Here is a 12,231-nt window from a genome sequence, read left to right on the forward strand (position 1 = left end):
GTTTCATCTTCTTGCATCGACATATTATCGACTCCTCTTTCCGGTAAAAAGGTAAAGAGAGCGCCCCTCGCCTTTACATTTGCTTGGGCGAGATCGACGCTCTCCTGTCATATGTTCGGCCTGCTTGCGGAACTGAGGCTACACGTTGCATGAATATATGGATACGCCTTACAGCGTACCCTGCATGCAACGTGTAGCCCTTTCCGTCTTATAGGGTAGTGTAGCCTATAGCAAGCTTTCCCATTCCGGTCTGATTCGTGCGATTAACATGACTCACGGTTAACATGACTCACGGTTTCGTGCTTAAATGGAAAGCGCTAGACCAATCGTCTTCGTTCCGAGATCGATTTGCTCCATCTCTGCTGTTGCTTCAAAGCTCAAGCTTGCAACAAGTACATTATCACGCAGTGTCGTTTCAAAGGCTTGAATAGCTGCTTTTAATTCGTCATCAACCGCGATTACGATATGAACGCGCTTCTCGATTGGGAAGTCGTGCTTTTTACGTGTATCTTGGATCGCACGTACAACTTCACGTACCCAACCCTCTTGCTCAAGCTCTGGTGTAATGTCTGTGTTCAACGCCACCGTCAACTGATAACCAGAAGCAGAAGCAAAACCTGATTTCGCTTGCTTTTCAACAAGCAACTCGTCACGTGTAACCGTCAACGATTCACCGTCTGGGCTAGAGAAGTTCCATTCCCCTTGCTCGACCACTTGACGCGCTTCTTCAACCGTCATCAATTTCAACGCATTTTGCATCGGCCCGACGTTTTTGCCAAACTTTTTGCCTGCTACTTTCAAGTTTAGCTTCAGCGTAAAGTCGACGAAGCCGTTATCGCTCGTTTCGATGCGAATTTGCTTCACGTTGATCTCGTCTTTAATAACTTCTTCATAGCCACCAAGATCAAATTCACGATCCATCGACACGATAAGCTCTGACAATGGTTGGCGTGTTTTGATGCCCGTTTCGTTACGCACGTTGCGTGCAAGTTCAACGATTTGGCGTGCCGTTTCCATATCGCGCTCCAAGTCTGCGTCGATTAAGGCTGCATCTGCTTGCGGATAGCTGTCCAAGTGCACGCTCTCGCACTTACCACCAAGGTTGCCATAAATGTCTTCGGCAATCATCGGCGCAAATGGCGCGATAAGCTTCGACAACGTCAACAACACACTGCGTAGCGTTTGGTAAGCGGATAGCTTATCTTCTGTCATTTCGCTGCCCCAGAAACGGTCACGCGAGCGACGGATGTACCAGTTGCTAAGCTCGTCTACATACAGCTCAATTGCTTTTGCTGGATTTAAGAAGTCGTTCGTTTGCAAACCTTTGTTCACAGACGCTACAAGCGTATGCAAGCGGGACAAAATCCAACGATCCAACTTATTGTTCGAAGGACGCTCTGCATATGCCTTGTAATCATAATTATCGATCGTTGCGTACAAAGCCATAAAGGCATGTGTATTCACAAGCGTATCAATTACTTTGGACTTCGCTTCCGCAACGATTTGCTTCGAGAAGCGCTTCGAGTTCCAAGGAGCACTATCAGACAAGAGCGCCCAACGGAAAGCATCTGTACCGAACTCGTTAATAATATCCCAAGGGTCGATAACGTTACCTTTCGACTTGGACATTTTTTGACCATTTTCATCCAATACAAAACCTGTGGAAATAACCGCTTTATACGGCGCTTTGCCGTTGAACAACGTCGAGATCGCCATCAAGCTGAAGAACCAGCCACGCGTTTGGTCAATACCTTCGCAAATGATGTCTGCCGGATACTGTTCGTTAAACGTCTTCTCATCGCCAAACGGGTAATGCTGCTGTGCAAACGGCATCGAACCGCTGTCAAACCATACGTCGATCACTTCGGACGTACGCTCCATGACGCCACCTTCACAATGTGAGCAGTTGAGCTTCACTTCGTCTACATATGGCTTATGCAGCTCTAAATCCTCGCTGATAGGCGTTGTAGCGCGCGCACGCAAGTCTGCATGGCTGTGCGGTGCATGTTCGCCGTGACAAGACGTACATACCCACACGTTCAGCGGCGTACCCCAGTAACGGTTACGGCTAATGTTCCAGTCCACGAGATCTTCCAAGAATTTACCGAAACGGCCTTCACGGATATGACCTGGGTACCAGTCTACTTTGCTGTTATTTTCGATCAATTGCTCTTTAACCGCAGTCGTCTTAATAAACCAAGAATCTGTCGCGTAGTAGAGCAAAGGCGACTTACAGCGCCAGCAGAATGGATAGCTGTGCTCATATTTTTCCTTGCTGTACAATGTTCCACGCTCAGACATCATTCTTACAATGTCAATATCGCAATCTTTAACGAAGCGACCCGCAAAATCGGTTACTTCATCTGTGTAACGACCTTGGCCATTTACAACGCTGAAGAACGTAATGCCGTTCTCACGGCAGCTCTTGTAGTCATCTTCACCGTGTGCAGGCGCCATATGAACGATACCTGTACCACTCGTATCTGTGACGAAGTCCGCAGCAACAATTTTATGTGCGTCTTCAGGCTTCACATACAAGAAAGGTGCTTCGTACGTTTGACCAATAAACTCCGATCCTTTATGCTCGGACACGATCTCGTATTCGCCTTTCATCACGTCTGAGACGAGATTTTTAGCGACGATGTACACGCCGTCTTCTTGCTTCACACGAACATAGTCCATGTTCGGGTTCATCGCAAGCGCTGCGTGCGATGGTAGCGTCCAAGGCGTTGTCGTCCACGCCAACACGTAGTCGCCGCTGTTGTCCAGCTTGAATTTAGCTGTAGCGGACAAATCTTTAACCGTTTCGTAACCTTGCGCAACCTCGTGCGAGCTAAGCGTCGTTTGGCAGCAAGGGCAGTACGGGCTTACGCGGTGTCCGCGATACAGCAAACCTTTACCATGAATCGTGGACAAAATGTGCCATACGCTCTCGATATATTTGTTATCCAACGTAATGTACGGATTGTCCAGATCGGTCCAATAACCGATTGCTTCTGTCAGCTCGCGCCATTGTTTCTCGTACGTAAATACGCTGTCTTTACATTTTTCAATAAACTTCTCGACGCCAAATTTCTCAATTTCTTGCTTACCAGAAATACCAAGCGCTTTCTCGACGCCCAGTTCAACCGGCAATCCGTGTGTATCCCAACCAGCTTTACGTACGACACGGTAACCCGCCATCGTCTTGTAACGGCCGATGAAGTCTTTAATGACGCGTCCCAACACGTGCCCAATATGAGGAGCTCCGTTTGCTGTCGGCGGCCCTTCGTAGAACACGAAGTTTTGGCTTCCTTCACGGGATTCCATCGATTTTTTAAACGTGTTCTCTGCGTTCCACTTGGCTAATACGCGCTGCTCGCGTACGCGGGCATGTTCTCTTACATCTACTTTTTTCACGTCTGCTCATCCTCTCTATCTGTTCATCTCATGTAGACCCATAACACGGTTAAAAATAAAAAAAGCCCCGCCCCAAAAAAGGGACGAGACGTACTCGCGTTACCACCCTTGTTCCGCCCTGATCAATCACAATCCATTCATGGGCGACACTCTGTCACGCATACGGCGCTAACAACTAATCCTGATCGATCAGGGTTAATTGTCACTACCAGACAATATACGTGCCCTCGTTAACGGAAGGGCTCCGGCTCAGCCTACATTGATGTTATCGCGACCGCTGTACATCCTAGCGTGTCACTTGGCAACAAATTCAGCTTCACTTCTCAGGGATGATGTCTCATTACGGCTTGCTCATCGGCTCTCACCTAATCCGACTCTCTGCAGAACAAGGGCGTAACGGCGCGTTCCCGTCAACGAATATGCAGTATTCACTAATGACTAATCGTTATCGAATAATACATAGTTATAACTTGAAATGACAAAAAAGTCAATCGGCTACACATGAAGTGCGGCCGTTTCGTTATGCTAGTACAATTCCTTTACTTCAGCGCGATCCAGCGCTTCCCAGCCATCTTGATTCAATAGCTCAAGCTGTGCTTCCACGAGTGTACGGAAACGAGTGCGGTAAATGGAAGCCTGCTTTTTCAGCTCTTCCACTTCAATGGCAACTTTACGTGATTTAGAAAGCGCGTCATTGACGATGCGATCCGCATTTTTCTCAGCCTCTTTAACGATGAGCTGCGCTTCTTTTTTCGAATTGTTCTTCACTTCGTCAGCTGCTTCTTGGGCTACGATAATCGTTTTACTAAGCGTCTCTTCGAGCGTAGAAAAATGATTTAATTTCTCCTGCAACCCTGCTGCATGGTTTTGCAATTCTTTATTTTCACGAATTATGGCTTCGTAATCTTTAATGATTTGGTCAAGAAACTCGTTGACTTCATCTTCATCATAGCCCCGTAATTTACGGCTGAACTCCTTATTATGTATATCAAGTGGCGTCAATGGCATGATGTGCACCTCCCATAAAAATACGATCTCGATTTAGACATTACGCATAAATGCCGACTGTCACGCGTGTCCGTCCTTTTTTAGTTACGCCTTCCACTTCAAGCACTTTAAAGCGTCCAAACCCTTGCAGCGAAATGACATCGCCGGCTTTCAACTGCGCAGCAGGGTTTTCTTCCACTTTCCAATTCACTTTACAACGCCCTGCCTTAATGGGGGCTAATATTTTAGTCCTACTTAGGCGAAAGACGTCGCTCACAATACCATCCAAACGTAAGGACGCTACGGTAAAGCTCATCGGTTTAAGTTCTACTTGTGTGGGTTGCAGTTGCGTTACCGGAAGTAATTGGGTCAAGACTGGAACACGATGTACTTGCCGAAAATGAACATCCAAGTAAGAAGCAATATCCTCTGTCACAAGCATATGACAGCCATCGTCTGCGACGTGAATATCGCCAATCTTATCGCGTTTAATTCCAAGCCCTAACACAGCTCCTAAAAAATCGCCATGCTCCAGTTCAATCCACTTGCGATCAGGCGAGCTTACGGACAAGACAAGTATCCCCATCTCTTCATCCGAGATATACGCATAATCAGGCGCAATATACGCTCGACAACGCTCTGCACCTGTATAGCCGCCATCAAGCCGCACTTGAACATCAGGGTGGCGATTAGCCAATGTCGTTAAAATAAAGGCTTGTCTCGGGTCAAGAAAGTCTGTGCGACGTTGTTCATGTGCTTCGGCTGCCCGTAGCACCCACTCCCATGCTCGATCAACGAATGCACGCTCGTCCGGATGAAAGTGGGCATAAATGTGATCTTGTGTACTCATAGCTGTTCTCCGTTATGGTTAACTTCAAATTTGCTTCATAATAAATTCAATTACTGCAAATAAACCTACTTCTACAAAACGAAGCGTGAACAATGCAACAATTGGAGAAATGTCGATCATGCCGCCAATCGGCGGGATAAAGCGACGGAACGGCGCTAAGTAAGGCTCAACAATCTTGCTTAAAAACTCACCAATAAAGCTCTCTCGCACGTTAGGCAACCATGACATCAACACATAAATAATGATGAGCCACGAGTAAATTTGGAAAAATATTTGTAAGTATTCATAAACAGCAGACAAATTCAGGTCACCTCATTTGTTTGTAATCAAGCTCTTCTGCGAACATCTCTGTGATGGCACCTTGAATCTCAACATGTTCAGGCGTGCAAATAAAAATGTTGCTCCCAATCTTCGATATGTTGCCACTAAGTGCATACACGGTACCGCTTAAAAAATCAATAATGCGCAGCGCTTGATCGTTGCGCACACGCTGCAAGTTGACGACGACCGATCGGCGCGTTCGCAAGTGGTCAGCAATTTCTTGAGCTTCATCGTACGATCTCGGCTCATACAGCACGACCTTTGCCGCCTTCTGCGAGTGAATGCTAACGATGTTCGCTCCTTTCGCGGAGTTTCTGCGTTGATCAAAGACGGTTGCTTCCAACTCTTGGTCTTCGTCAGCCTCCGGGATACGCTCACGTTCCACAATCTCTTCCTCTTCTTGCATCCCAATAAAATTCATAAAACGATTCATTACACCCATTATGATATCCCTTCTTTCCCCACCAGGATAGATCCGAGTCGAATCCAAGTTGCTCCTTCTTCGATGGCGATATCAAAATCGTTTGACATACCCATGGATAATTCATGTAACGGTTCAGGCAACGTCGCATTTAATTCATCGCGCAACTGACGCAACCGCTGAAAAACAGGCCTAGTCTCCTCAGGCTCTGCTTCAAATGGAGCCATCGTCATGTAGCCAATCGGCTTAACATGTGGGAGTGTGCGAAGTTGTTCAAGAAACGTCTTAACCTGTTCGGGCTCCAAGCCTTGTTTCGTTGCCTCACCTGATACGTTAACTTGAATAAAGCATCGCACCACTTGTCCTTGTGCGGATGCACGCTTTTCGATTTCCTGTGCTAATGACAGACGGTCCAGTGAATGGATGTAGGCGCATTTGCCCACAACATCTCTAACTTTACGTGTCTGTAAGGAACCAATAAAATGCCACGTCGCTTCCGAACCGAATGCGTCCCATTTGGCCGCCGCATCCTGCCAACGATTCTCACCAATATGCGTTAATCCAGCACGTATCGCTGCTCCTGTTGCTTCAAGTGATACGTATTTGGTAACGGCAATTACTTGCACATCCTCAGAGCGTCTATTGCTGCGCATGCAAGCGGCTTCGATGCGTCGTGTTACGTCCTCGATTCGATGTTGCAACGTCATGTTAGTCATCCCTTCTGCCAACCAATCCAGCTCATCATTCTGCCCGTATTGCCGTTCTCCACGCGGTGCGAGAAAAACAAATCAGTACGACAACCCGTGCACAACTTAGTACATTCGATGTTTATAGCTAAAATTCCTGCTTCTATCAACAAATGTCGATTGAGTTCTCTTAAATCCAACATGGCGTGGCCGGTCGTCGTAGGCTGTAGGACAGAAGCATGTACAGACTCATTTGCATGTCCAAGTACATGGCATACTTCCTTTATTACCCGCTCGTCCACTTCGTAACAACATGACCCGATAGACGGCCCAATCGCAGCATGAATATGGTCCGGGTTGCATCCATAAACGTCTTGCATCTGTTGAACAGTACGCGCTGCAATCTGCGACACAGTTCCCTTCCAACCAGCATGAGCAAGACCGGTCACACGTGTCACCGGATCAACGAAGAGCAGCGGTACACAATCGGCATAAAAGGAAGTTAGCATCACGTCAGCCAAATCCGTTATAAGTGCATCCGCGTCTTGAATCGCCTGTTCTCGTACGGCTCTCCCTTTACCTCGGTCTTCTAAGGTTACTGGATAAACGTGATTGCCGTGCACTTGCTCCGCACATGTCCACGCTTCAAACGGCAACCCACAAGCAGTAGCAACCCGTTTGCGATTATTGATGACAGCGGCGGGATCATCATGCACATGTAAGGCACAATTAAGCGAAGTACATGCCCCATCACTTACCCCGCCTAGCCTTGTCGTAAAGCCTGCTGACAATCCAGGCATCGTATGAGTCCATTGTTCCAGTACCAGCAAAGTTGGCTCATTAACGTCGTTAGGACGTTGAAGTACAAAAGGTTCCATCAACTTTCACCTCAACGTCCATTTTACCACAATGCCGCCGATGACGCCTATGCTTTATGTTGGATGGAAGCATCATCATAATGCTCGACCCGCGATTCAGTCCGAACCGTTTTGACTTCCTCCATCTTGACTAAGACCACATCAGCGCCGATCTTGATGATGTTCCGCCACGGAATGATGAGTTCCGTTCCACCGCCGAACATGCCGAGAAATTTGCTGTAGTTCGGGACGACGATTGCATCTATTCGCCCGTGCTTTAGATCAAGCTCTAAATCGCTAATCTGACCTAGCTTTTTTCCGTCCACAATGTTGATAACGTCTTTCGTTTGGAAATCCGATATTTTCATCGCTCTCACCACATCAGTTCGAATTTTAGTTCGGGCCATTGATTATAGTTAAGTATATGTGAACGATGGGCAAAATGTCCTCTAACCTACCTAAACGGTGAGAAAAACTCCTATCGAAGTCCTTCGGGGATGAGCGACCGCGTTTTAAAGGTTGTTTTTATCGCCAATATAAAATTTGATGTAGATAAGGAAGGGGGAAATCATAAATTTTATATATGGAAAAAAAAGCCGCCGCGTAGTACGCGGACGGCCAAACGTTCGCTTATTACGTGCGAACATGCTTCTGCATTTGATTGATAGCTGACTTTTCCAAGCGTGAGACTTGAGCTTGCGAAATGCCGATTTCATCGGCCACTTCCATTTGCGTCTTGCCTTCGAAAAATCGCATGGACAAAATCATTTTTTCGCGCTCATTCAGCTTGCGCATCGCCTCGCGCAGTGCAATTTCTTCGATCCACGATACGTCCTTGTTTTTGTCGTCACTAATCTGATCCATGACGTAAATCGGGTCGCCACCGTCATGGTATATAGGTTCAAACAATGAGACCGGGTCTTGAATCGCGTCTAACGCAAAGACAACATCTTCCTTCGGCACATTTAGTGCTTCGGAAATTTCGAGAATCGTCGGCTCACGCGCATTTTGATTCGTCAGCGAATCGCGTACTTGCAACGCTTTATACGCAATGTCGCGTAAGCTACGGGATACCCGAATCGGGTTGTTATCCCGCAAGTAGCGCCGAATTTCGCCGATAATCATCGGTACGGCGTATGTGGAGAATTTTACATTTTGCCCCAAATCGAAGTTGTCTATCGCTTTCATCAAGCCAATACAACCGACTTGGAACAAATCATCTACAAACTCGCCTCGATTGTTGAAGCGTTGAATTACGCTGAGCACGAGCCGCAAGTTGCCGTTTACCAGCTTCTCCCTAGCGGAACGGTCGTTTCGTTCCTGTAGAGCCACGAACAATTCTCTCATTTCGGCGTTGGTGAGCACAGGTAACTTTGATGTATCGACACCGCAAATTTCGACTTTGTTTCGGGTCATTCGTGAATACCTCCCAGGGGTGAAACATTAATGTACATTATCTCCCCGGGGTGCAATTTTATTCCTGACGAAGCAACCCTTGTTAAACCATTTTATTGAATTCCTTACGCAGCCGCTTAATAATTCGTTTTTCTAGCCGCGAAATGTAAGACTGTGAAATGCCGAGCAGATCGGCAACATCTTTTTGTGTTTTTTCTTCACCATCACTTAAACCAAAGCGCAGCTCCATGATGATACGTTCCCGTTCGCTTAGTTTATCGAGCGCTTTGTGCAGCAGCTTACGGTCAACCTGCTCCTCAATATTGCGGTAAATGGTGTCGTTTTCCGTTCCAAGCACGTCAGATAGCAACAATTCATTGCCATCCCAATCAATATTGAGCGGTTCGTCAAACGAAACTTCGGTTCGTGTCTTGCTGTTACGTCGCAAATACATCAAGATTTCGTTCTCAATACAGCGCGACGCGTAAGTAGCTAGCTTTATTTTTTTTTCCGGATCAAATGTATTCACAGCTTTAATGAGTCCGATGGCTCCGATAGATACGAGGTCTTCAATATGAATTCCTGTATTTTCAAACTTGCGGGCGATATAGACGACTAATCGCAAATTGCGCTCAATCAGCATCGCTCGTATAGCTGCATCTCCCGTGTTCAATCTTCCTAATAAAAATTCCTCTTCCTCTCGCGTCAGTGGAGGCGGAAGCGCTTCACTACCACCAATATAGTAAATCTCATCACGTTTCAGTCCGAGCCAGAACAACAACCGATAGTAATAGAGCTGCATCGTCAGTTTCCATTTTAACCGCATCATCAATCCTCCTACATCATGTGATAGAAGAGCCGTGTATAATCGAATGATCAATCGTATGATCTATGAAGCTTTTGACGTTGAAGACGCTTCCGCTTCACCTGAAGACTTGTCTCCTCCATGCATGATCGTTGTACGATTCGTACTTTGTAATAGATCGGGATGCACGATCACTTGATAGCGTCCATCGTGAGACAACACACCTCCGTCAAGGCCGATAATAACCTTCGTGCAAAGGTATACGTGTTCTGCTTGTTCTATCCGTATATAATCGGGCTTTATACCGATCATCCACTGCATCGTGCTGCTATGATTCACACCCCGATAAGGTATAATCCGCAAACGACTTTCATCAATCCGCAATTCGTTATGATGCTCTCCGATCCATTGCCATACATCGCCAGATTGCGCACGCTGCAAGTTGTTTATCCATTCTTCTGGCAAGAGGTCTTTCCATAAACCCGACTCCGCGACAACAACTGGAGCACCCGATAACGGGTCACTCAACTGATTTCCTGTATCTATTAAGCCTGAACACGTCACTTTCGTGTCCCCAATCCCTATTTCTAGCCGTACGATACAGTTTGTAACGATCTCTTGCTTATGCTTTGCCTTCCAAACTGTGCGTAATAAAGCAACAGAGGCGGCTAATGCGCATACTAAAAACGCTGCTCCCATTTGGAGTTGTGGATCTTTCCATAGCGAGCGGGCCGATTCATATAATGCCCATTGACTCGCATCATGCCATAAATATTGAATGCCGAACGCTCCTCCAGCCAGCGTGAAAGCTACAAAGTAAAAAACGCCGACATTTCGCAACATATACCCTACGTTGTGGAAACCAAATGCAATTAACAGCATAGCTATAGACACGCCAACTTTTCCTAGAATGGTATACAAGATAGGAAAGGTTGGCATAAATAAAATCGATGCGTACAGAGTCCCTATTCCCGCAGCTATGAACATCTTCCAGCGAATAGGGCGAATGCCTCGCATCCAAGCCGTTGTTTGCAGCAGCGTCAAATCCAATATGAAATTAAAGCCGAGCAAAAGATCGGCATAGATGACGGTCAAGCGCCTCCCCCCTTCTTCGCCGCCAGCTAGTTGAGAAGTTACTATTTAGTATAAAGAGGCAACCTTCCGAAGTCTGTCTAATACTGGGCGAGTATCGGCACTTTTTTTGTCGAGGTTGCACAAAAATAGCAAGTAATTGAACGCAAAAAAGCACTTGACCGTAGTCAAGTGCTTTAATCTCATGCGTGTATTTACAGCATTTTATGTTCTAGTCGTTATTACGTGGACGGTTCCGTAAAAATGTCGGTATGTCCAATTGGTCAGAAGGTGTCTGGTTACCGAAAGGTCGTAACGAAGGCGAACGCAAATCTTGCGCTTCACTCGTTGCAGTAGGCACTGGACGGCGTACGGCAAGCGGCGGAGCCGGTTTGTGTTCAAAGCCTGTTGCGATAACTGTAACTTTGATGTCTTCTTTCATACCTTCATCAATAATCGCACCGAAGATCATGTTAACTTCAGGATCAGATGCTGCGATTACAATTTCAGCTGCCTCGTTCACTTCGTACAAGGACAAGTTAGAGCCACCTGTAATGTTCATAATAACGCCACGCGCGCCGTCGATAGATGTTTCCAGTAGTGGACTCATAATCGCTTTGCGTGCAGCTTCAGCAGCACGATCTTCACCCGTTGCAATACCGATACCCATCAAGGCAGAACCACGTTCTGTCATAATAGTCTTCACGTCAGCAAAGTCCAAGTTAATCAGACCTGGCACTGCGATAAGGTCGGAAATACCTTGTACAGCTTGACGAAGTACGTTATCAGCGCCACGGAAAGCTTCTAGCATCGGCGTCTTCTTGTCTACGATTTCTAGCAAGCGGTCATTAGGAATAACGATTAGCGTGTCAACTTTCTCTTTTAACGCTTCAATTCCCATTTCTGCTTGCATCGAGCGTTTACGACCTTCAAAAGAAAACGGACGCGTAACGACACCGACTGTCAGCGCTCCACACTCGCGTGCAATTTCCGCGATAACCGGAGCTGCACCCGTACCTGTACCGCCACCCATACCTGCAGTAACGAATACCATGTCCGCGCCTTTTAATGTGTTTGCAATTAGCTCGCGGGACTCCTCCGCCGCTTTCTTACCAACATCAGGGTTTGCGCCCGCGCCAAGTCCGCGCGTAAGCTTGTCCCCGATTTGCAATTTATGTTCTGATTTGGCAAAGTGAAGTGCCTGTGCGTCAGTGTTTACCGTAATAAACTCAACGCCTTTGACTCCACTTTCGATCATCCGGTTGACTGCGTTACTGCCGCCCCCGCCGACACCAATGACCTTTATTTGGGCTAATTGTTCCATCTCGAATTCGAATTCCAACATTAGTCCTCCATCTCCCCTTCATTGTGCATGGATGGCATGAAGTCAACGAGTAAACCGTCATTCTCGTCTTCGTGCACCGAATTCAACAATGACA

The 12,231-nt window shown here is 46.8% G+C and carries 12 protein-coding genes; all 12 read right to left on the bottom strand.

All coding sequences use genetic code 11. The features are described 5' to 3' along the window. Positions 1–303: 303 nt before the first annotated feature. Entirely contained in the window at positions 304–3,399 is a 3,096-nt protein-coding gene (gene ileS / locus KIK04_RS02890) for an isoleucine--tRNA ligase (protein ID WP_232276836.1), read from the bottom strand. A gap of 525 nt (positions 3,400–3,924) precedes the next feature. Beyond that, positions 3,925–4,407 carry a DivIVA domain-containing protein gene (locus tag KIK04_RS02895; RefSeq protein WP_232276837.1) on the bottom strand — a complete coding sequence of 161 codons (483 nt, stop codon included), beginning with the start codon at positions 4,405–4,407 and terminating at the stop codon, positions 3,925–3,927. Positions 4,408–4,447: 40 nt separating this feature from the next. Continuing rightward, positions 4,448–5,236, bottom strand: a complete 789-nt coding sequence (locus tag KIK04_RS02900) for a YlmH family RNA-binding protein (protein WP_232276838.1) — start codon at positions 5,234–5,236, stop codon at positions 4,448–4,450. A gap of 24 nt (positions 5,237–5,260) precedes the next feature. Continuing rightward, on the bottom strand, positions 5,261–5,536 hold the full coding sequence (locus KIK04_RS02905; protein ID WP_232276839.1) for a YggT family protein: 276 nt from the start codon (positions 5,534–5,536) through the stop codon (positions 5,261–5,263). A 7-nt stretch (positions 5,537–5,543) separates the two neighbouring features. Beyond that, positions 5,544–5,999, bottom strand: a complete 456-nt coding sequence (locus KIK04_RS02910) for a cell division protein SepF (protein ID WP_232276840.1) — start codon at positions 5,997–5,999, stop codon at positions 5,544–5,546. Next, the gene (locus tag KIK04_RS02915) at positions 5,999–6,685 is read right to left on the bottom strand and encodes a YggS family pyridoxal phosphate-dependent enzyme (RefSeq protein WP_232276841.1); all 687 of its coding nucleotides are present in this window, start codon (positions 6,683–6,685) and stop codon (positions 5,999–6,001) included. The genes KIK04_RS02910 and KIK04_RS02915 overlap by 1 nt, the downstream gene beginning before the upstream one ends. 5 nt (positions 6,686–6,690) lie before the next feature. Beyond that, positions 6,691–7,542 carry a peptidoglycan editing factor PgeF gene (gene pgeF, locus KIK04_RS02920; RefSeq protein WP_232276842.1) on the bottom strand — a complete coding sequence of 284 codons (852 nt, stop codon included), beginning with the start codon at positions 7,540–7,542 and terminating at the stop codon, positions 6,691–6,693. Positions 7,543–7,589: 47 nt separating this feature from the next. Continuing rightward, positions 7,590–7,889, bottom strand: a complete 300-nt coding sequence (locus KIK04_RS02925; RefSeq protein ID WP_232278573.1) for a YlmC/YmxH family sporulation protein — start codon at positions 7,887–7,889, stop codon at positions 7,590–7,592. Between the two features lie 265 nt (positions 7,890–8,154). Then, the gene (gene sigG, locus KIK04_RS02930; protein ID WP_232276843.1) at positions 8,155–8,937 is read right to left on the bottom strand and encodes an RNA polymerase sporulation sigma factor SigG; all 783 of its coding nucleotides are present in this window, start codon (positions 8,935–8,937) and stop codon (positions 8,155–8,157) included. An 82-nt stretch (positions 8,938–9,019) separates the two neighbouring features. Continuing rightward, positions 9,020–9,742 carry an RNA polymerase sporulation sigma factor SigE gene (sigE, locus tag KIK04_RS02935; protein WP_232278574.1) on the bottom strand — a complete coding sequence of 241 codons (723 nt, stop codon included), beginning with the start codon at positions 9,740–9,742 and terminating at the stop codon, positions 9,020–9,022. A 63-nt stretch (positions 9,743–9,805) separates the two neighbouring features. Beyond that, positions 9,806–10,816, bottom strand: coding sequence for a sigma-E processing peptidase SpoIIGA (locus tag KIK04_RS02940; RefSeq protein ID WP_232276844.1), 1,011 nt, complete (start codon positions 10,814–10,816; stop codon positions 9,806–9,808). Positions 10,817–11,024: 208 nt separating this feature from the next. Then, positions 11,025–12,137: a cell division protein FtsZ gene (gene ftsZ / locus KIK04_RS02945; RefSeq protein WP_232276845.1), complete on the bottom strand. Its 1,113-nt coding sequence runs from the start codon at positions 12,135–12,137 to the stop codon at positions 11,025–11,027. Positions 12,138–12,231 lie beyond the last annotated feature (94 nt).

It is taken from the genome of Paenibacillus sp. 481 (genome assembly GCF_021223605.1).
In the GTDB taxonomy this organism is placed as follows: Bacteria; Bacillota; Bacilli; order Paenibacillales; family Paenibacillaceae; genus Paenibacillus_B.

Bases quoted from the DNA above. Each gene is read 5' to 3' on its own strand.
- KIK04_RS02895 (WP_232276837.1), bottom strand. From the start codon at position 4,407: ATGCCATTGACGCCACTTGATATACATAATAAGGAGTTCAGCCGTAAA.
- KIK04_RS02900 (WP_232276838.1), bottom strand. From the start codon at position 5,236: ATGAGTACACAAGATCACATTTATGCCCACTTTCATCCGGACGAGCGT.
- KIK04_RS02910 (WP_232276840.1), bottom strand. From the start codon at position 5,999: ATGGGTGTAATGAATCGTTTTATGAATTTTATTGGGATGCAAGAAGAG.
- KIK04_RS02915 (WP_232276841.1), bottom strand. From the start codon at position 6,685: ATGACGTTGCAACATCGAATCGAGGACGTAACACGACGCATCGAAGCC.
- pgeF (WP_232276842.1), bottom strand. From the start codon at position 7,542: ATGGAACCTTTTGTACTTCAACGTCCTAACGACGTTAATGAGCCAACT.
- KIK04_RS02925 (WP_232278573.1), bottom strand. From the start codon at position 7,889: ATGAAAATATCGGATTTCCAAACGAAAGACGTTATCAACATTGTGGAC.
- sigG (WP_232276843.1), bottom strand. From the start codon at position 8,937: ATGACCCGAAACAAAGTCGAAATTTGCGGTGTCGATACATCAAAGTTA.
- sigE (WP_232278574.1), bottom strand. From the start codon at position 9,742: ATGCGGTTAAAATGGAAACTGACGATGCAGCTCTATTACTATCGGTTG.
- ftsZ (WP_232276845.1), bottom strand. From the start codon at position 12,137: ATGTTGGAATTCGAATTCGAGATGGAACAATTAGCCCAAATAAAGGTC.